General features: G+C 70.4%; 15 protein-coding genes and 1 riboswitch. Of the genes, 10 read left to right on the top strand and 5 right to left on the bottom strand.

Annotation, left to right across the window (positions count from 1 at the left end; all coding sequences use genetic code 11):
* Positions 1 to 2,052 (top strand): prolyl oligopeptidase family serine peptidase, encoded by a 2,052-nt coding sequence (locus BWI15_RS24045; RefSeq protein ID WP_077016712.1) that lies wholly within the window; start codon positions 1 to 3, stop codon positions 2,050 to 2,052.
* Positions 2,053 to 2,141: 89 nt separating this feature from the next.
* Here BWI15_RS24045 and BWI15_RS24040 read toward each other — a convergent pair whose 3' ends face one another.
* Positions 2,142 to 3,506 carry an aminotransferase class V-fold PLP-dependent enzyme gene (locus BWI15_RS24040; RefSeq protein WP_083750969.1) on the bottom strand — a complete coding sequence of 455 codons (1,365 nt, stop codon included), beginning with the start codon at positions 3,504 to 3,506 and terminating at the stop codon, positions 2,142 to 2,144.
* Positions 3,507 to 3,521: 15 nt separating this feature from the next.
* Positions 3,522 to 3,635: riboswitch (SAM riboswitch) on the bottom strand.
* Between the two features lie 204 nt (positions 3,636 to 3,839).
* Here BWI15_RS24040 and BWI15_RS24035 point away from each other — a divergent pair.
* Both BWI15_RS24035 and BWI15_RS24030 read left to right on the top strand, forming a co-directional pair.
* Positions 3,840 to 4,355 carry a DinB family protein gene (locus BWI15_RS24035; protein ID WP_077016711.1) on the top strand — a complete coding sequence of 172 codons (516 nt, stop codon included), beginning with the start codon at positions 3,840 to 3,842 and terminating at the stop codon, positions 4,353 to 4,355.
* 48 nt (positions 4,356 to 4,403) lie between these two features.
* Positions 4,404 to 5,171 (top strand): DUF4184 family protein, encoded by a 768-nt coding sequence (locus BWI15_RS24030; RefSeq protein ID WP_077016710.1) that lies wholly within the window; start codon positions 4,404 to 4,406, stop codon positions 5,169 to 5,171.
* Here BWI15_RS24030 and BWI15_RS24025 read toward each other — a convergent pair whose 3' ends face one another.
* The gene (locus BWI15_RS24025; RefSeq protein ID WP_143465792.1) at positions 5,172 to 6,317 is read right to left on the bottom strand and encodes a hypothetical protein; all 1,146 of its coding nucleotides are present in this window, start codon (positions 6,315 to 6,317) and stop codon (positions 5,172 to 5,174) included.
* A 307-nt stretch (positions 6,318 to 6,624) separates the two neighbouring features.
* Here BWI15_RS24025 and BWI15_RS24020 point away from each other — a divergent pair, with 307 nt between their 5' ends.
* From BWI15_RS24020 to BWI15_RS23990, 7 genes are all read left to right on the top strand, one after another.
* Positions 6,625 to 9,255 carry an FtsK/SpoIIIE family DNA translocase gene (locus BWI15_RS24020; RefSeq protein ID WP_202817716.1) on the top strand — a complete coding sequence of 877 codons (2,631 nt, stop codon included), beginning with the start codon at positions 6,625 to 6,627 and terminating at the stop codon, positions 9,253 to 9,255.
* Positions 9,256 to 9,258: 3 nt separating this feature from the next.
* Complete coding sequence (locus BWI15_RS24015; protein WP_077016707.1) at positions 9,259 to 9,936, top strand: hypothetical protein; 678 nt, start codon at positions 9,259 to 9,261, stop codon at positions 9,934 to 9,936.
* Positions 9,937 to 10,023: 87 nt separating this feature from the next.
* On the top strand, positions 10,024 to 10,782 hold the full coding sequence (locus tag BWI15_RS24010; protein ID WP_077016706.1) for a helix-turn-helix domain-containing protein: 759 nt from the start codon (positions 10,024 to 10,026) through the stop codon (positions 10,780 to 10,782).
* A 116-nt stretch (positions 10,783 to 10,898) separates the two neighbouring features.
* On the top strand, positions 10,899 to 12,533 hold the full coding sequence (gene rimO, locus BWI15_RS24005) for a 30S ribosomal protein S12 methylthiotransferase RimO (protein WP_077016705.1): 1,635 nt from the start codon (positions 10,899 to 10,901) through the stop codon (positions 12,531 to 12,533).
* Complete coding sequence (gene pgsA / locus BWI15_RS24000) at positions 12,530 to 13,153, top strand: CDP-diacylglycerol--glycerol-3-phosphate 3-phosphatidyltransferase (protein WP_237771432.1); 624 nt, start codon at positions 12,530 to 12,532, stop codon at positions 13,151 to 13,153. Before rimO ends, pgsA begins: the two co-directional genes overlap by 4 nt.
* Positions 13,150 to 13,710 (top strand): CinA family protein, encoded by a 561-nt coding sequence (locus BWI15_RS23995; RefSeq protein ID WP_083750967.1) that lies wholly within the window; start codon positions 13,150 to 13,152, stop codon positions 13,708 to 13,710. The genes pgsA and BWI15_RS23995 overlap by 4 nt, the downstream gene beginning before the upstream one ends.
* A 163-nt stretch (positions 13,711 to 13,873) precedes the next feature.
* Positions 13,874 to 14,158 (top strand): helix-turn-helix domain-containing protein, encoded by a 285-nt coding sequence (locus BWI15_RS23990; protein WP_077016704.1) that lies wholly within the window; start codon positions 13,874 to 13,876, stop codon positions 14,156 to 14,158.
* 65 nt (positions 14,159 to 14,223) lie between these two features.
* On the opposite strand, the gene BWI15_RS23985 is transcribed toward BWI15_RS23990, so the two are convergent.
* The 3 genes from BWI15_RS23985 to BWI15_RS23975 all read right to left on the bottom strand — a co-directional run bounded on the left by BWI15_RS23985 (position 14,224) and on the right by BWI15_RS23975 (position 20,191).
* Positions 14,224 to 14,736 (bottom strand): DUF4262 domain-containing protein, encoded by a 513-nt coding sequence (locus tag BWI15_RS23985; protein WP_077016703.1) that lies wholly within the window; start codon positions 14,734 to 14,736, stop codon positions 14,224 to 14,226.
* 87 nt (positions 14,737 to 14,823) lie between these two features.
* On the bottom strand, positions 14,824 to 15,609 hold the full coding sequence (locus tag BWI15_RS23980) for an Fpg/Nei family DNA glycosylase (protein ID WP_077016702.1): 786 nt from the start codon (positions 15,607 to 15,609) through the stop codon (positions 14,824 to 14,826).
* Between the two features lie 10 nt (positions 15,610 to 15,619).
* Positions 15,620 to 20,191: an ATP-dependent helicase gene (locus BWI15_RS23975; RefSeq protein WP_077017240.1), complete on the bottom strand. Its 4,572-nt coding sequence runs from the start codon at positions 20,189 to 20,191 to the stop codon at positions 15,620 to 15,622.
* Positions 20,192 to 20,270 lie beyond the last annotated feature (79 nt).

The following is a 20,270-nucleotide window of genomic DNA, read 5'->3' as shown; positions in this document are numbered from 1 at the left end:
ATGGATTACCCGTCGAGTCGCCGCGACGACGTCGTTGACCTGCTGCACGGCCGCGAGATCGCCGATCCCTACCGCTGGCTGGAGGACCCGGACTCCGCGGACACCAAGGACTGGGTGAACCGGCAGAACGCCTTCACCGAGGCCGAGCTCGCGTCGTACGAGGAACGGCCGTGGTTCCAGCGGACGATGAGCGCGATTCTGGCCCGGCCTCGGGCCGGCGTACCGGTGCGCAAGTCCGGCTGGTACTTCGTCGGCCGCAACGACGGCACCCAGGCCCAGGACGTCGTGTACGTCGCGGAGTCGCTCGCCGAGCTGCTCACCGGCGGCCGGGTGCTGATCGACCCGAACACGCTGTCCGAGGGCGGCACCGACTCGCTCGGCAGCTTCACCGTGAGCCCGGACGGCAAGTACTTCGCGTACGGCGTCAACGAGAGCGGCAGCGACTGGGTCACCTTCCGGCTGCTGGAGATTGCCACCGGTGACCCGGTCGACGACGTGGTGCGTGAGGCCAAGTTCAGTGAGGCGACCTGGTTGCCGGACTCGTCGGCGTACCTGTACGTGCACTATCCCTCGGGCGGTCGCAGCGAGGGCACCGAGACGAAGGCACTCGGCGCCGGCGAGCTCAAGCTGCACCGGATCGGCACGCCGCAGAGCGAGGACGAGCTGGTCCTCCGGCTGCCGAACGAGCGCCTCTACTTCGAGGTCGAGGTGACCGAGGACGACCGGTACGTCGTGCTGCACATTTTCGAGGGCACCGACCCGCGGACCCGGCTGTGGGTCTACCCGATTCAGGACGGCGGTCTGGGCGAGCCGGTCAAGGTGATCGACGAGTTCGCCTACGAGGCGACGTTCGTCCGGATGGCCGGCGACCGGCTGATCCTGCGGACCGATCGCGACGCTCCGCGCGGTCGGATCGTCAGCAGCGACCTGGCCGCTTCGTTCGTCGACGTGATCCCCGAAGCGTCGTCGACGCTGGTCGAGGTGCACGGTACGGCGTCCGGTCTGGTCACCGTGTCGCTGGTCGACGCCCAGCCTGTCGTCACGCTGTACGACCTGGACGGCGGGAACCCGCGCGTCGTGGAGCTGGGCGAGGGCGGCCTGGTCGCTCTGAACGCCAGCGCGAAGTCGGACGAGGTGTTCGTCGGATTCTCCTCGACGGTCGAGCCGACTGTCGCTTATGCCGTGTCAGCGGTCGATGGCTCTGTGCAGGTGCTGCGGGAGCTGGTGCCGGCCGGTGCTTCGTACACGCCTCCGTCGGTGACTGTGTCGCGTCGCGTGGAGCCCGGCCGCGAGGTGCCCTACTACGTGATCAGCCGCAGCGACTTGCCGGTCGACGCACCGCGGCCGACGCTGCAGTGGGGGTACGGCGGCTTCCGCATCCCGGTCTTCGCCGACTACCGGCCGGGCTGGGCCGCCTGGCTCGAAGCCGGGGGAGTGCTGGTGATCACCAACCTGCGCGGTGGTGGTGAGTTCGGCAGCGAGTGGCACGACGCGGGCCGGCTGAAGAACAAGCAGAACGTCTTCGACGACTTCATCGCGGTCGCCGAGCACCTGTGCGCGACCGGCGTGACGACACCTGCGCAGCTGGCGATTCACGGCCGGAGCAACGGCGGTCTGCTGGTCGGCGCTGTGATGACGCAGCGGCCGGACCTCTTCGCCGTCGCGCTGCCGGGGGTCGGCGTACTGGACATGCTGCGGTTCCACCTGTTCACCGTGGGAGCAGGCTGGGCGTCGGACTTCGGTCTGCCCGACGATCCTTCGCAGTTCGAGGATCTGCTCGCCTATTCACCACTGCACAATCTGCGCGAGGGTACGGCGTACCCGGCCACTTTGGTGGTCACCGGTGACCACGACGACCGGGTGGTGCCGCTGCACAGCCACAAGTTCGTCGCCACGCTGCAGCACGTGCAGGCGGGCGATGCTCCGGTTCTGGCCAGGATCGAGGTCGACACCGGCCACGGGTTCGGGAAACCCGCCGCCATGGTCGCGTCGGAGTGGGCCGACCTGCTGGCGTTCGCCGCTCACCACACAGGTCTCAAGCCGGAGCTGTAGCACTCACCAACCGTTGCCCCTGGGCGCCGCGGGCGGCCTCGCCGAGCGGTGGGTCGGCCGGTGTCAGCGGGTTGGTGAGTGGTGGAGGTTCACCAGATCCGGGGAGCCTCGAGATCGCGGGGGTCGTCGGTCGGCTGGCAGCCGTGCGCGGACTCGGTGTACTCGGTTCGGGGGCCGGGGCCGGCCAGCGCACGGACGGCGCCGACGAGGCGGTCGACGTGCTCGCGGGTCGTGCCCAGGCCGAGGGTCGCGCGGACCGCCGTACCGTGCTCGGGGGAGTTCTGCAGCAGGTGGCCGACCAGCGGGTGCGCACAGAATTTGCCGTCCCGGACGCCGATTCCGTACTCGGCCGACAGCGCCGCGGAGACCAGAGTCGAGCTGACGCCCTCGACGGTGAAGCAAACGGTGCCCACGCGGTCGGCCTCGGCGCCGAAGATGTCGTACGTCGTGACGCCGGGAATCTGGGCGAGACCGGTGCGCAGCCGGGCGAGCAGGCTGCGCTCGTGCTGCTCGATCGCGTCGCGGTGCTTGCTGATCGTGGCGCAGGCCGCCGCGAGGGCGATCGCGCCGATGACGTTGGGGGAGCCGCCTTCGTGGCGGGCCGGGCCCTCGTTCCAGACGGTGAGGTCGCCGGTGACGGCGGCGGTCGCGCCACCGCCGTACAGGTAGGGGTCGGCGGCGTTGAGCCAGTCGGCGCGACCGATCAGCGCGCCGGCGCCGTACGGGGCGTAGAGCTTGTGGCCCGAGATGGTGACCCAGTCGACGTCCAGTTGCTCGATGTCCACCTCGCGGTGCGGGGCGAGCTGGGCGGCGTCCAGGCAGATGCGGGCACCGTGGGCGCGGGCGACGGCGGCCAGCTCGGCGATCGGGAAGATCTCGCCGGTCACGTTGCTCGCGCCGGTGACGACGACCAGCCGCGGTCCCTCGGGGGCTTGGCGAAGAGCGTCGGCCACTGCGGTGACGGCTGCGTTGCTGGAGGCCGGGGCAGGCAGCCGGACGGTCCGCTCGGCGGGCCAGGGGAGCAGGGCCGCGTGGTGCTCGGACTCGAACACGATCACGGTCGCGTCGGCCGGGACCGCCTTGGCCAGCAGGTTGAGGGCGTCGGTGGTCTGCCGGGTGAAGATCACCTGGTCGTCCGCACGGGCGCCGACGAAGGCGTGCACCTCGGCGCGGGCCCGCTCGTACCACTGGGTGGTGATCCGGGAGGCGTACCCGTTGCCACGGTGCACCGACGCGTACGACGGCAGCGCGGCCTCGACCGCGCGCCGGACCGACTCCAGACACGGCGCGCTCGCGCCGTGATCGAAGTTGGCGTAGTCGGTGACCCGGCCGTCGGCCAGCGGGACCAGGAGGTCGGCGCCGACGGTGGAGGGAATGGTGCCGGTGGTGAGCCGGGCGACGGGCGGCCGCTGAGCGGTGCTGGTGGCCGGCTCGAGAATGGAGAGGATCGACATGCTGCTGCTCCCGGAAATCCGCACTTGCCGAACGGGGTGTCCGCACGGCCTGGTCCTCACCCGGGGCACCCCACCGCGGTGGAGGGTTGCCGTCCAGCTAGCCGGGGCTTGTCGCTGGCTCTCATGACCTGGCGAAGACGTTAACCATGGAGGGGCTGGGTGCGCCAGCAGCAATCCCATTACTTGAGATTGAGCACCGGATCGTGAGATGGGGAACTTGGCGTACGTCTCCGCTGGGCTGCGCGCCTCGCCACGCAAGTCCTCGGGTGTGTGTGAGGCAGGGGCTCGAGTATTTGGGTGCGCGATGCTGCAGCCGCAGGGCAAGATGCGGGGATGACTTGGACTGCCCCCGCCGTCGAGCGCCCGTCCGGATCGCTCGTGGCACCCGAGCGCGATCTGCTGGCCGGCTACCTCGACTTCTATCGCCACACCCTGCTGCACAAGTGCGCCGGCCTGACCGGCGAACAGCTCGCCGAGCGCAGCGCGCCGCCGTCGACGCTGTCGCTGCTCGGGCTGATCCGGCACGCGCGCAAGGTCGAGCGGATCTGGTTCCGCATCCACTTCGCCGACGACCCCGCCGAACCGGTCTTCGATCCCGCGCTGGGCAAGGACGCCGACTTCGAACTGACCGATGCGGCCAACGCCCAGGCGGAGTACGAGGCGCTCGTCGACGAGTGGAAGCTGTCGGACGCGTCCGTCGCCGGGCGTTCGCTCGACGACCGCTTCACGTTCGCCGGCCAGGAGTCGACGCTGCGGATGATCTACATCCACCTGATCGGCGAGTACGCCCGCCACTGCGGCCACGCAGACCTGCTCCGCGAACACCTGGACGGCGTCACGGGAGCCTGACCGGTCCGTATTGATTGCTTTGAGCCCCTAGCCGCCTACGCTGCGGCGGTGCCCTTCCCGCTGGCCCACCCGGCCGCCGTCCTCCCGCTGCTGCGGCACCCTTTTGTGCCCTCAGCGCTGGTCGCCGGGGCGCTGGCCCCCGATCTGCTCTACATCGGCCCGCTCTATACCTTCGCCACCCGCTACATCCACGGCAACTTCACGCTGACGCTCACTCACGAGTTCACCTCAGCGCTGTGGCTCGACCCGCTCCTCGCACTCTTGGCGCTGCTCGTTTTCCACCTGCTCCTCAAGCGCCCGCTGATCGCCCTGGCGCCGCCTGCCCTCGCGGGCCGACTCCCGGCACCTCAGCGCCTTGGCGTTTTCTGGACGGTCGTCTCGGTCTTCATCGGTGGCTTCACCCACGTGCTGTGGGACTCCTTCACCCACGGCGACGGCTACTTCGTCCAGCACTGGTCCTTCCTCAGCGCTGCGATCACGCCCACCTGGGACGTCAACCGCGTGCTCCAGTACGTCAGCAGCGCCGGCGGCATCGCCGCCCTCGCGATCTACCTCTTCCTCTGGTGGCGCCGCACGACCGCTCGCCCCAGCGAAGCCGGACTCACCCCCGCCGCCCGGTACGTGGTACTGACGGCTGCCTGTGCCCTGGCTCTCGCGTTCGCCGCCCTGACGGTGATGCGCGCCGCCGCGGAGTCCGACGAACTGGTCGGCGAGGCCGTCGTACGGTTCGCGCTCACCGGGCTCGCCTCGGGAGCCGTCGCCGCGCTCGCCGTCTATGTGCTCGTCTGGCAGGTGCTGAGGCTACGGCGTACCTGATCAGGTCCGGGCGCCGAGCAGTCTGACGTTGTCCCGCCCGTACCGGTCCAGCGGAAGTGCCGCCTCGCAAGTCCCGGTCGCGATGCTGCAGCGAATGATGCCGACCGGCGTCTGCTCGCCCGAGTCGACCACCATCAGCAGGTGGTCGTCGTCCTCGGCAACCGCCATCACGAACTCGGGTCCCACCCACTGCCGCCGGATATGGCCGGTGGTCGAGTCCAGCGCCGCCGCGAGCGGTTCGGCGCCGCCGCCCCGGAAGTCTTCGCTCGCGACCACGGTTCGGCCGTCCGGCGTGAATCCGTCGAGCGAGTAGTCGCAGGTCCGGAACCGCTGCTTGCCGGTCGCCAGTTCGGTGACGGCACTGCAGAAGGTCTGCGCGGCACCACTGAGGTAATCGGCCGCCGCCGTGCCGGCGGTGTTGAGTCCTTCGAGGCTGTGGACGGTCTTCACCGCGGTCACCTGACCGGTCTTGGAATCCCACCGGTAGTAGGTCTCCGGGGCCGGATATCCCTTGCCCTCGGCACCGAAATGGACAACGTCGCCGCGCACCGCCAGCACTTGGGTACGCCCGAACTCGGGCCGCTGCAACGATCGCTGGACGAGCTCGCTGTCCCGCGAGTCGACCCAGTGGACCGCGCCCTTGCCCTCCACGGCATACGCGGCCAGATCCTCCTCGGGTGAACCGACCAAACTGGTCACGCCGGTCACCCGGCCGGGAGAAAAGGTCTCGCCGTACGGCTCGAGTCTCCTGAGTTCGCTGGTGAAGTCGCCGGACGAGAGCATCACTAGCAATCCACCGCCGAACCGCACGACGTCCGTGATCGGTTGCTTGCCGGGAACCACGGCGACCGGCCCGGTCCCGCCGCGCACGGTCCGGTCGACCAGGTACGCCATCTGCGGCCCACGCCCCAGCGGCAGCCGAGCCAGGTCGACCTTCACCTCTGGCGGTGTGGCGGCCGTGCCCGAAGCCGGCGTCGGGGTCTTCTGTTCGGTCGACGGTGGCGTCGCCGGCGCCTTCGACAGCGGCCCGGCCGCGCTGAAGCTTGGCCGAGGCACCTGCCGGAACGCCAGCGTCCCGCCGAGGATCGCCGCCGCCACGGTCAGACCCGCGACCGTCGCGACGAGTCGGACCCGTACCTTCTTCACCCTCGCCACCTTCACTTGTCATCGCCGACCTCGGTGACGATCCCGCCGAGTTCCTCCGGCATCTCGATCAGGCTCGTGCACCGTGAGGTCGGATGCCGGTCGCGCCGCTTCGGTTCGGCGTCGGACCCGACTTTCCCAGTCGTCCCGCGCGGTGCGCGATCCCGCACTCGGTCAGCAGCGCCCGCGATCCGCGCCCGCCCGGGGACGCTACACCGCGGCCTGGTCACGCCGTGACACGACGGATGGGGCAGCGTGACCGGCGTGTGACACGTGTGACTCGAGTGGTCCTCGGGGTAGCCTGCTAGACATGGCGACCCGCACGTCTTCCCCGGCGCGGGCGCAGAAGTCGGCAGCCAATCGCCCGAGTTCGGCGCGATCGGCGGCCGGTGGACGCTCCCGTCCGTCAGGCGCCCAGAAGCGTGGGCAGAGCGCGAAGCGCGGTGGCAGCACCGCCGCGCGGACCAGCACGCCCAAACCCGGTGGGGGAGCGGGCCCGTTCGCGGCCGCGATGATCGCCCTGGGCCGTGGCCTGATCAAGGTCTGGCTCGGCTTCGCCCATCTGCTCGGCAGCATCGTGCGCGGCGTCGGCAACGGCGCCCGCGACCTCGATCCCGCACACCGCCGCGACGGCGCCGGTCTGGCGCTGATCGGACTGGCCGTGATCGTCGCGGCCGCGATCTGGTGGACGCTGCCCGGCGCGGTCGGCGATGCGATCCGCACAGTCGTCAGCGGCAGCGTCGGCATGCTCGGCTGGGCCGTGCCGCTGATGCTGCTGTTCATCGCGCTGCGCACGCTGCGCCACCCCGACCGCAACGGCCCGGCCGGCCGCCAGGTGATCGGCTGGACCTCGATCTCGCTCGGCATCCTCGGTCTGGTACACATCGCGCACGGCATCCCGCGGCCGAGCCAAGCGGGCGACCCGCCGCTGCAGGACGCCGGCGGCGCAATCGGTTACGTCGTCTCGTCGCTGCTGTCCGACCTGCTCACCCAGTACGTCGCCTCGCCGCTGCTGGTCCTGCTGACGATCTTCGGCGCGCTGGTCGTCACCGGCACGCCGATCTACGCGATCCCGCTGCGGGTGCGCGCCGCGTTCGACGTACTGCTCGGACGCACCGAGATCCCTGCCGACGCTCCGTCGGTGACCGCCGGGACCGACGACACGGTCCGGCTGACCCGCAAGGAGCGCCGGGCCAAGGCCGCGCTCGACGACGACGGCGATCCCACCGTCAAGCCGTACGACTCGCCGGTGCTGGAGGGTCGCGAGATCTCCAAGCGCGGCCGCAAGACCAAGCCCCCGGTCGAAGAGGACCCGTACGACGTCGACGGCGAGCACGACGCCTCCGACCCGATCGCCGCGTCGACCGCCGCCGCCTCGGCTGCCTCGTCGAAGTCGGGCAAGCCCGAGTCCGCGCCGGAGCCGCCGCCGCACACGCCGCTGCCGCAGCGGGTCGAGCAGCTGAGCCTGTCCGGCGACATCACCTACACGCTGCCCGACGGCCAGATCCTGAAGCCCGGTTCGGTGCACAAGGCGCGGACCAAGGCGTCCGACGCGGTCGTCGACCGGCTGACCGAGGTGTTCGACCAGTTCGGCATCGACGCGCAGGTCACCGGCTACACCCGCGGCCCGACGGTGACCCGCTACGAGGTCGAGCTGGGCTCGGCGGTGAAGGTCGAGAAGGTCACCGCGCTGAGCAAGAACATCGCGTACGCGGTGGCGTCGGCCGACGTCCGGATCCTGTCGCCGATCCCGGGCAAGTCCGCGATCGGCATCGAGATCCCGAACGTCGACAAGGAGATCGTCAGCCTCGGCGACGTGATCCGGTCCGCGACCGCCCGCAACGACCACCACCCGATGGTGGCCGGGCTGGGCAAGGACGTCGAGGGCGGCTTCGTGGTCGCGAACATGGCCAAGATGCCGCACCTGCTGGTGGCCGGCGCGACCGGCTCCGGCAAGTCGTCGTTCGTGAACTCGCTGATCACCTCGGTGCTGATGCGGGCCACGCCGGACGAGGTCCGGATGATCCTCGTCGACCCCAAGCGGGTCGAGCTGAACAACTACGAGGGCATCCCGCACCTGATCACGCCGATCATCACCAACGCCAAGAAGGCCGCCGAGGCGCTCCAGTGGGTCGTCCGCGAGATGGACATGCGCTACGACGACCTGGCGGCGTTCGGGTTCCGGCACGTCGACGACTTCAACAAGGCCGTCCGCGGCGGCAAGGTCAAGCCGCCGCCGGGCAGCGAGCGCGTCCTCACGCCGTACCCGTATCTGTTGGTGATCGTCGACGAGCTGGCCGACCTGATGATGGTCGCGCCCCGCGACGTCGAGGACTCGATCGTCCGGATCACGCAGTTGGCCCGTGCGGCCGGCATCCACCTGGTGCTGGCCACCCAGCGGCCGTCGGTGGACGTCGTGACCGGTCTGATCAAGGCGAACGTGCCGTCCCGGCTGGCCTTCGCGACCTCGTCGCTGGCCGACAGCCGGGTCATCCTGGACCAGCCGGGCGCGGAGAAGTTGGTCGGGCAGGGTGACGGGTTGTTCCTGCCGATGGGGGCGAGCAAGCCGATGCGTATCCAGGGCTCGTGGGTCACCGAGAGCGAGATCCGCGCGGTGGTCGAGCACTGCAAGGAGCAGCTGCAGCCGACCTACCGCGAGGACGTCACCGCTGTCGCGGGCCCGAGCAAGGACCTGGACGACGAGATCGGCGACGACCTCGACCTGGTGATCCAGGCCGCCGAGCTGATCGTGTCCACCCAGTTCGGTTCCACATCGATGTTGCAACGCAAGCTCCGGGTCGGTTTCGCCAAGGCGGGCCGCCTGATGGACATCCTGGAGAGCCGGGGAGTGGTCGGGCCGAGCGAGGGCTCCAAGGCCCGCGACGTCCTGGTCAAACCGGATGACCTTGAGGACTTCGTCGCCACCCTGCGAGGAGAGTGAGCCGTGACGGCCCATACCACCATGCCCCGCGGCCAGTTCGAGCCCGGACGCTTCGAGTCGACACAGCACGACACCACCCGGCGTGACGCCGGTCCCGGGCACCCCGCCGGTTCGTACGAGGCGGCGCAGTTCGACCCCGCCGAGTACGACGGCGAACCGGGCGAGCTGGCCAACGAGTTCACCGTGCGCGCGTCGCAGAAGGTGCACGGCGGCCTGGCCGTCGGCGCCGCGCTGGTCGCGATCGGGTTCGCGGTGTCCGCGTCCACCTCGCCGACCGGTGTGCTGCGCTGGATCGCGGCGGCCGCGTTCGCCGCGCTCGCGATCGTCTGTGCCCGCGCGCTGACGGTCGGGGACATGCTGGTCGCCGACCGGGTCGGGATCCGGCTGCGGATCGGCGACGAGTGGATCGGCACCCGCTGGGACGAGATCGAGGAAGTCACCGTGCTGCGTCGCCGGCACCCGCTCGACGACGGCCGGATCGCGGTGCACCTGCTCGACCCCGGACCGGTCCTGGCCGCGATGCCGGCCGCGACGCGCAGGACCACTGACGCGAATCGGCGCCTCACCGGGACCTCTCTCGCGGTACCGTTCGGATTGACGGCGCGACCGTCGAACGGGGAAGTGGTCCAGACGCTGCACTTGCTGGCGGACGCGAGATGTCCGGTCAGGGAACAGTCCTGACGCTGCCGTGACCCGGTCGGGCCAACGCCGTTGAGTTGATGTCGGCGGATCGGTGCGGTACTCGGGCGGTGGAGAGGCGGTGGGGGCGTGACCATCGGCAGCGAGCTCACGGCGGCCCGCGAACGGGCGGGCCTGTCGGTGGAGCAGCTGAGCGCCGCGACCCGGATCAGAACAGGTCTGCTGGTCGCGATGGAGGCCGACGACTTCTCCCGGTGCGGCGGCAACTTCTACGCGCGCGGTCACATCCGCTCGATCGCCCGGGTCGTCAAAGCCGACCCGGCGCCGCTGCTGGCCTCGTTCGACGAGGCCTATCCGCCCACCGAGCCCGATCGTGCCCGCCGTGACGAGCGCATCGAGCCTCGCAAACCACGCCTGCACCCGGTCCGTCCCCGCTGGGCGGTTGTGGTCGGCGCGATCCTGGTCGGTCTGATGGGCTGGGGCATGGTCCGCCTGTTCACGCTGCCCAGCGACGTCGAGGCGAATGCCTCCCGCACCGCCAGTCCGACGCCGGCCATCACCACGCCGGCTGCCAACCCGACGACCACCACGCCGCCGTCCCCGAAGCCCAGGCCGCCCGCGACGCCGGCCCCGGCCGCCAGGGTCGTCGTGGTCCTCAAGGCCACCGGCGACGGCTCGTACGTCACCTTGCGCAACTACCACGGTGAGAAGCTCTTCCAGGGCCTGCTCGGCACCGGCTCCACGCAGACCGTCTCCTATCCCGGCTCGATCAGAGTCTCCGTGGGCTCGCTGGACAACCTCGTCATCACGATCAACGGTCAGAAGGTCGCCCCGAAGTCGGAACGATTTCTGATCACCCCCACCGGCGCGATCCAGAAGGCTCCGTAGACCGGGGATTCGGCTCGTCCGCGGTGCGGTGGAGCCTGGCCGCCCGGCACTTGTTCGGGCAGCGGACGAGGTGGTTGGTTATGGGCGCGGGGGTGCCAGCAGTCATACTCGGGGTGATGACTACGAACCCCACGACTGTCGCCCTGGTCACGCTGGGCTGTGCTCGCAACGATGTGGACTCCGAGGAACTGGCCGGCCGTCTCGAGGCCGGTGGCTTCCGGCTGGTGGAGGATGCCTCCGAGGCGGACACCGTGGTGGTGAACACCTGCGGATTCGTCGAGGCCGCGAAGAAGGACTCGGTCGACACGCTGCTCGCCGCCTCCGACTACAAGGACTCCGGCCGCACGCAGGCCGTCGTCGCGGTCGGTTGCTTGGCTGAGCGGTACGGCGAACAGTTGGCCGACGCGTTGCCCGAGACCGACGCCGTGCTCGGCTTCGACGACTACGCGGACATCTCCGACAAGCTGCGGTCGATCCTGTCCGGCACCAAGCACCAGTCGCACGTACCGCGCGACCGTCGCAAGCTGCTGCCGCTCGCGCCGGCCGACCGCGCCGGCGTCCACGACGTGGCGGTGCCAGGCCACGGCGACGTAGTGGTGAACGGCTCTCACATCCCCACCTCCTTGAAGCCGGTGAACGGCAGCACCGACGCCGCGGCGGACATCGACGGGCTGACGTCCGGTGCGACCGCCGAGCTGAAGGGCCGCGCGGTCAAGCCGTCCGATCGGTCGGAGCTGACCATCGACGCGCCGGACCTGATGAGCGCGCCGGCCAGTGGACCGCGCGTGATGCGGCGACGGCTGGACGGCGGCCCGATGGCGCCGCTGAAGCTGGCCTCGGGCTGCGACCGGCGGTGCGCGTTCTGCGCGATCCCGGCCTTCCGGGGCGCGTTTGTGTCGCGGCGCCCGACCGAGGTGCTCGGCGAGGCCCACTGGCTCGCCGAGAACGGCGTGCGCGAGGTCTTCCTGGTGTCGGAGAACTCGACGTCGTACGGCAAGGACCTGGGCGACCTGCGGTTGCTCGAGACGCTGGTCGGCGAGATCGCGGCGGTTCCGGGGCTGACCCGGGTCCGCGTCTCGTACCTGCAGCCGGCCGAGATGCGCCCGACGCTGATCACCGCGATGACCTCGACGCCGGGAGTCGTGCCGTACTTCGACTTGTCGTTCCAGCACGCGTCCGGACCGTTGCTGCGCCGGATGCGCCGGTTCGGCGACGCGGAGCGTTTCCTCGAACTGATCGAGTCGGTTCGGGCCCAGGCGCCGACCGCGGGGATCCGGAGCAACGTGATCGTCGGTTTCCCGGGGGAGACCGAGCAAGATGTGGACATTCTCTGCGACTTCCTTTCCCGCGCCGGGCTCGACGCGATCGGGGTGTTCGGGTACTCCGACGAGGACGGCACCGAAGCCGAGACCTACGACGGCAAGCTGGACGAGGACACGATCGCGGCCCGGCTCGACCGGGTCACCCGGCTGGCCGAGGACCTGACCTCGGCCCGCGCCGAGGCGCGGATCGGTGAGACGGTCGAGGTGCTGGTCGAGTCGATCGACGGCGACACCGCCGAAGGACGCGCTGCCCACCAAGGCCCGGAGGTCGACGGCTCCACCACGCTGACCGGTCTGCCCACCGGTCTGGCGGTCGGAGATCTTGTCGCTGCCACCGTGACGGCGAGCGAGGGAGTGGATCTCGTCGCGCAGTACGCCGCGCACGTGCAGCCGCAGGAAGTCGTCCGGGCAGCTAACCTGACCGCGTGACGATCCCGCCGACGAATCCGGTGCCGCGCGCGGCCGCCGGTCCGCTCAGCGCTCCGAGCGCCTGGAACGTGGCGAACGCGCTGACGGTCCTGCGGCTCGCGCTCGTGCCGTTGTTCGTCTGGTTGCTGCTGCGCGACGCCGGGGCCGAGGACGGCAATCGGCTGCTCGCGACGGCCGCCTTCGTGGTCGCGATCGTCACCGACCGCTTCGACGGTGACATCGCGCGCCGCTGGAACATGGTCACGAACTTCGGCAAGATCGCCGACCCGATCGCGGACAAGGCGCTCACCGGGGCGGCCTTCATCGGGCTGTCCCTGCTCGGCGACCTGCCGTGGTGGGTCACCATCGTGGTGATGGTCCGCGAGTGGGGGGTGACCGCGCTCCGGTTCTGGGTGATCCGGCACGGCGTGATGCCGGCCAGCCGCGGCGGCAAGCTGAAGACGGTTCTGCAGGCGATCGCACTCGGTCTCTACCTCCTTCCCTGGCACTCGGTGGCCGTCCTGCACTGGACCGCCGTGGCGTTCATGGCCGCGGCTGTCCTCGTGACGATCGCCACTGGTCTCGACTACGTGGGCCGCGCGCTTCGCCTCCGCGCGGCCGCCAAACGTCCCCTCCCATGACGCCGGCCGACCCGCCCGCGCCGCAGGACGGCGCAAACCCGCCGATCTCTTCCGTCACTGGGCGAAACCACCGCGGACTGGACGACGCCCTGGCCCGGTTCGTGGAGCTGCTCAAGCAGCGGAAAGCCACCGTTGCCACCGCCGAGTCGCTGACGGGCGGCCTGGTCGGCTCGACGCTGACCGACGTCCCGGGAATCTCGGCCGTCTACCGCGGCGGCGTGATCGTCTACGCCACCGACCTGAAGGCCTCCCTGGCCGGCGTTCCCGAGGATTTGCTGGCCGCTGTCGGTCCTGTGCACGCCGACACGGCCTCGGCCTTGGCAGCGGGCGTCCGGGAGCGGCTGGGGGCCGTCTACGGCCTCGCCACGACCGGTGTGGCCGGACCCGATCCGCAGGCCGGGATCGAGGCGGGCACGGTGTATGTCGCTGCCGCCGGTCCGGACACGGTCCTGGTCCGCAAGCTGTCTCTGGACGGGGACCGCAGCGCCGTTCGCTGGGGGAGTGTCGAGGCGGTCCTGCGGCTCGGGGCAGACTTGATGGCGGAAGATTCCCGCTGATCGGGGTGTTGAGACCAGCATGGGCACAGGTAGGGCAGACTGGAGCGGCGCACCGAAGCTGGACGTTGCCAGGAGTAGAGACCTTGCAACGGGTACCGTGGGATCCGACGGTCGAGCTACGGTGCGAGTAGGTTCGGTCCGACAGGCGGAAGGGAGAAACCTCATGGTGCTGGTTCGTGGCCTGCTGGGCGACGTACTGCGGCGTAAGCGACTGCGCCAGGGGCGCACTCTGCGCGAGGTGTCCGCCGAGGCCCGGGTGAGCCTGGGCTACCTCTCCGAGGTGGAGCGCGGTCAGAAGGAAGCCTCGAGCGAGCTGCTGGCAGCGATCTGCACGGCCCTCGACGTGCCGCTCTCGATGATCTTCGCCGAGGTGAGCGAGGACCTGGCGCGCGAAGAAGCCCTGGTGCTGGCCCACACGAGGATCGAGCCCGAGGTCGTTGCGGCCTGATCCGCAGGCGTCCTGCACCGCCGCCGCGGCGTAGTTCGGTGCCGTTTCGGCGCACAGCGGCGTGCTCACTGCGCCTCCGCCCGGGCGGCCGCTCGCATCGCCTCGTACGTGGCGACGCTGTACGTCGTGTATCGCGCACGCCTCGCCGTGCCGGGTGGCGTCGGCGTTTCGGGAAGGCCTGACCTGAAGAGCACCAGTGCCGGGATCGGTGCGGTGCCCTCCCGGCGGAACAACTCGTTCACGGTCGGCAGGTGCCGGGTGGAGTTCGGGTAAGAGATCAGCCCGAACCGCTCCGAACCCGCGGAGAGGTCGGTCAGTTCAGCACAGGACTCAAAACGCTTCCCGTTCTCAACGGCCAGCGCCAGCGGCTCCAGGAGCATGAATCCCTCCAGCACGTCGCAACCGAACACCACGAACTCGGGATGCCCGCGCAAGCACAACCCGACCGTCGACGTGATGGCCGGCCTCCGGCCGTCCGGCGACCCGATGTGCTCGACGGTCCAGCCGTGCGATCCGATCAGCCTCAGCACCCTGTCGGCGTACTCCCCGCTGGGCGGCTCTCGGCGGACGTCGATCATGACCTTCTCCTCTCTGAGTCGAACAGGTGTTCGATCTCGTCAGAGAAGGTATCCGTCTCAGAGCAGTGCGAAGGGGTTGTCCACAGGTCAGTTCTCGGGTTGGCACTGCGGGCACCAGAAGGTGACCCGGTCTTGCGGCGGTTCGCCGATCTGGGCGGTCCGAATGGTCGTGCTGCACCGCAGGCACGGTTTGCCGCGCCGCTCGAACACCCAGGTCCGCCGGCCCGGTCGGTCCACCCCGGTGGTGACTTGCGAACCGTGCCGAAGGTTGGCCTTCATCAGCCGCCGACTGAGGTCGACCGCGGCCTCGAGATCGACCGTCGCCACCCGTCGCCAGGGATGCAGTCCGAGCAGGAAACAGACCTCGTTGCGGTAGAGATTCCCGATCCCGGCGAGATTGCGTTGGTCGAGCAAGGCCTCGCTGATCGTCCGGTCCGGCTCGGCGGCCAGGTTCGCCAGCGCGAGCGCCCGATCGAAGGACGGCGAGAGTAGATCAGGCCCGAGATGCCCGACCACGCTGTCCTCGGCGCTGGTCGCGACCAGTTCCAGCACCGGCAGCCGATAGCCGACAGCGACCCAGGAGCCCGTTTCCAGCACGGCCCGCACCTGGTGGTCAGGCCCGCCTTTCCACCGCTCGCCAGGCTTGTACAGATGCCAGCTACCTTCCATCCGGAGGTGGCTGTGGATCGTCGTCCCGCCCGACAGCCGCATCAGCAGATGCTTGCCGCGCGGCACGACCTCCACCACCGTCCGGCCGCTCAGGTCGGTCGTGGCGAGCGCCGGAACGCGGAAGTCGGTCTTGGTCAGCACCTTCCCGGCCAGCGCCTGGTCGAGCCGTTTGGTCGCGCGCCAGACGGTGTCTCCCTCGGGCATGCCAGCCGCCTCAGACGCGCAGCCGCAGCCCGCGCGGCGTCGCGTGGAATCCGGCCTTGGCCAGTGCGTCACCGAAGGCCGTGTGGCGGACCTGCTCGCCGTCTGCGGTCTCGACGCTCAGCTTGCCCAGATGCCCGTCCCTGATCGCCAGGGCCAGCGCGTCGACGCCCGGCTGCAGCATGTCGGGATCTTCGGTGAAGCTGAGCACCGTCCGCCCGCCGCGCTCGACGTACACGATGAGCTTGCCGTCGACGAGCACGACCAGTGCACCCGCCTTGCGGCCCGGGCGATGCCCGCCCGCGTTCTCCCGCTCAGGCCACGGCAGTGCCGCCCCGTACGGATTCGCAGGATCCGACGCAGCCAGTACGACGGCGCGCGCGGCCTGCTCTTCCTGTTGCCGCGCGACGCCACCGTCAGCCATCGCCCGCAACCGGTCGACCGCCCCCGGCAGCGCGAACTGCGCCGCTCCGAGCCCAGCCACGAAGTAGCCGCGGCGGCACCGCCCGGACTCCTCGAAGGCGCTCAGAACCTTGTAGACCGCCGCGAATCCGCCCGGAGTTCGCTCGGTGATCACCGAGCCTCGCGTGACGATTCCGTAGCGGTCCAGCAGCGTCTCGGCCGCGGCATGCGCCCGGCGCGTCGCGTCCTCACTCCGCTCCGGCAGCAACGACCATCGCCCACCGGCGGTCGGCGGACCGCTGCGTGAAGGCATCGCCGGTCGTCCTGGTCGCGGCGCCCGCCCAGGACGTTGGCGCGGTGCGGCCCGCTTCGTCCGGTGGCTTCCGCGACCGGCGCCGACCAGCGAACGCACCGGAGCCAGCGTGTCGTTCGTCAGCTGCCCAGCCCAGACGAGATCCCAGAGGACTCCGACGAGCGTTTCGTCGTCGACCACACCGGCCGCCGCTCCCACCGCGTCGCTGAGCTGCCGGAAGAAGAACGCGCCGCCCCCGGACAAGGCATCCAGCACGGCCTGATGCGTCTCACCGATCTCGAACGCAGGATCCAGATCGGGCAGGGTCAGGTCGCAGTTGTCCGCCAGGTGCAGCGAGACCCACCCGTCCGTCCCCGGCAGCGAACCGGCTCCGGCCCAGATCACCTCGCCCGTCGCGGTCAGCTCGTCCAGCATGGAGGGCTGGTACCCGGGGACGCGGGCTGGAAGCACAATCGACTCCAGCGCGGAAGCCGGCACGGCACATCCCGCCAACTGCTCGATCGCACCGAGCAGCACGTCGTACCCTCTGCCACGGCTGCTCGTGATCCCCTGCCAGGCAGGCAGGAACCGGGCCAGCGCGGCCGGCTCGACCGGCTCGACCTCCTTGCGCAGCGCGGCCAGTGACCGGCGCCGGAGCAGTCGAAGAATTTCGCTGTCGCACCACTCCATCGCGATGCCGCCGGGCAGGAACTCGCCCTCGACCACGCGGCCGGCCGCACCAAGCCGCCGCAGCGCATCCGTCACCACTGCGACGCCGATGCCGAGATGCGTCGCCAGATCCACGGCGCGGAACGGCCCGTGAGTCCGGGCGTAGCGCGACACCAGATCGCCCAGCGGATCCGCGACCGGCTCGGCATGCGCTTCGGCGATCCCCGGCGGTAGCGGTACGCCGAGCGCGTCACGCAGGCGGGCAACGTCCTCGACGACTGCCCACCGGTGCTCGCCCGCGACGCGAACCCGGACGACCCGGCGAGCCGCGGCCAAGTCCGTCAGCCAAGCTTCCGCATCGGACCCGTCCACACAGCGCTGCGAGGCTTCGTGCAACGACAGCGGACCGACCAGCCGCAGCACGTCGAACAGCCCCTCGGCGTCGCGCGCCCGGCGATCCTCCGCCAAGCGCTGCAGCTCGGCCTCGGTCCGCAGTACGACCTCGGCGTCGAGCAGCTCACGCAACTCCGTCCGGCCGAGCAGCTCAGCCAGCAGGCTCTGGTCGAGCGCCAGTGCCGCCGCGCGCTTCTCCGCCAGCGGTGCGTCGCCCTCGTACATGAAGGCGCCGACGTAGCCGAAGAGCAGCGACTTCGCGAACGGCGACGCCTCCGGAGTCTCCACCTCGACCACCGAGATCCGCCGCTCACCGATCCCGGTCAGCAGGTCCTTCAGCGCATTCAGGTCGTAGACGTCCTGCAGCACCTCGCGCAGCGTCTCCAGCACGATCGGGAACGACCCGTACTTGCTGGCCACACTGAGCAGCTGCGCGGATCGCTGCCGCTGCTGCCACAACGGCGAACGCCGTCCCGGATTGCGCCGGGGAAGCAGCAGAGCCCGCGCGGCACACTCCCGGAAGCGCGCCGCGAACAGGGCGGACCCGCCGACCTCGGCAGTCACCATGTCCTCGATCTCCGCCGGATCGAACAGCACCAGCTCCGCGCCCGGCGGTGGCTCGTCGGTCTCCGGCAGCCGCAGCACGATCCCGTCGTCACCCGAGACCGACTGGGCGTCCATCCCGTACCGCTCGCGCAGCCGCGCCGCGATCGCCAGCGCCCATGGGCCGTGCACCTGACCGCCGTACGGCGAATGGATGCAGACCCGCCAGTCGCCCAGCTCGTCGCGGAAGCGCTCGACCACGATCGTCACGTCGTCCGGCACCCGGCTGGTCGCGTCGCGCTGCTCACCGAGGTAGGCGACCAGGTTGTTCGCCGCGTACTCGTCGAGGCCGGCGTCGCGGGCTCGCTTGATCGCCTTGGCCGGCGGCAGCGAAGCCATCGTCCGAACGAACGCGCCGGTCGCCGCTCCGAGCTCGGCCGGTCGCCCGACCGCGTCGCCCTTCCAGAACGGCAGCCGCCCGGGTTGACCGGGCGCCGGCGAGACGAGAACGCGGTCGTGCGTGATGTCCTCGATCCGCCAACTGGACGCGCCGAGCGTGAACACATCGCCCACACGCGACTCGTAGACCATCTCCTCGTCCAGCTCGCCGACCCGGTGGTTGGTCGACTCGCCGACCAGGAAGACCCCGAAGAGCCCACGATCGGGGATCGTCCCGCCGCTGGTGACCGCGAGCCGCTGCGCCCCTGGCCGGCCGGAGATCTCCCCGCTGACCCGGTCGAAGACGATCCGCGGCCGCAGCTCCGCGAACTCGTCCGACGGGTAGCGCCCCGACAACATGTCCAGCACCCCGTCGTACGCCGAGCGCGGCAAGGTCGCGAACGGTGCGCACCGGCGGACCAGCGTGTACAGCTCGTCGACGTCAACGGTGTCGAGGGCAACGATCGAGACGATCTGCTGGGCGAGCACGTCGAGCGGGTTGGCCGGGATGTGCAGGCTCTCGATCAGCCCGTCGCGCATCCGCTGGACCACTACGGCCGTGTCTACCAGGTCGCCGCGGAACTTCGGGAACAGCACCCCGCGCGACGTCGCCCCGACCTGGTGACCGGCGCGCCCGACCCGCTGCAGACCGCTGGCGACCGACGGCGGCGCCTCCACCTGGATGACCAGGTCGACCGCGCCCATGTCGATACCGAGCTCCAGGCTGCTCGTCGCGACCACGCACGGCAGCCGCCCGGACTTCAGGTCGGCCTCGATCAGCGCGCGCTGCTCCTTGCTGACCGATCCGTGGTGCGCCCTGGCGATCAACGGCGGCGCGGCCAGCGACGCGCCTGACTGCGCCATCAGCTGCGCCGGCGACCCGACGTCGGGCAGTTCGAGTTCGGCTCGCTCGGCGGCGATCTCGTTGAGCCGGGCGGTGAGCCGCTCGGCCAGGCGGCGCGAGTTGGAGAAGACGATCGTCGAGCGGTGCTCGGAAATCAGGTCGAAGACGTGCTCCTCGACGTGCGGCCAGATCGACGCGTGCTTCGGTGCGCCGGCCGCCGAGCCGGAGGTTTCGATCTCGGTGTTCGCCAGTTCGGCCATGTCCTCGACCGGTACGACGACGCTCAGGTCCCACTGCTTGGTGAACTTCGGCTGGACCACGGTCACCGGCCGCTCGCCGCCGAGGAACCGGGCGACCTCCTCGACCGGCCGGACCGTCGCCGACAACCCGATCCGCTGGGCCGGCTTGGGCAGCAGCGCGTCCAGCCGCTCCAGCGTGAGCGCCATGTGCGCGCCGCGCTTCGTCCCGGCGACCGCGTGCACCTCGTCGATGATCACCGTTTCGACACCACGCAGCGACTCCCGCGCCTGCGACGTGAGCAGCAGGAACAAGGACTCCGGCGTCGTGATCAGTACGTCGGCCGGCTTGGTCGCGAACTTGCGCCGCTCGCTCGCCGGGGTGTCGCCGGAGCGGACCGCGACCTCGACGTCGATCGGCGCCTCACCGAGCCGGCGGGCGGTCTCCCGGATGCCGATCAGCGGGGCGCGCAGGTTGCGCTCGACGTCGACCGCGAGAGCCTTCAGCGGTGAGACGTAGAGCACTCGGCAGCGCAGCTTCGGGTCGTCCGGTGGGGGAGTGGTGGCCAGCCGGTCCAGCGCCCACAGGAAGGCGGCCAGCGTCTTGCCGGAACCGGTCGGCGCGACGACCAGCGCGTCCCGGCCCGCGGTGATCGCGTCCCACGCCTCCAGCTGGGCCGGGGTGGCCGCCTCGAAGACGTCGCCGAACCACGCCCGGGTCGCGGGCGAGAAGCGGCTGAGCGCGGTGGACTTCTGCACGCTGTCCATCTTGCCGGGTCGCTCCGACAGTTTCGCGCGGCGCGGCACGGACCGGAGCCCGGACGCGTGGTGTCCCCCTGGTCTGGAA

The organism is Kribbella sp. ALI-6-A (assembly GCF_001984195.1).
Taxonomy (GTDB): Bacteria; Actinomycetota; Actinomycetes; order Propionibacteriales; family Kribbellaceae; genus Kribbella.
This window is presented reverse-complemented; position numbering and strand designations above follow the sequence as displayed.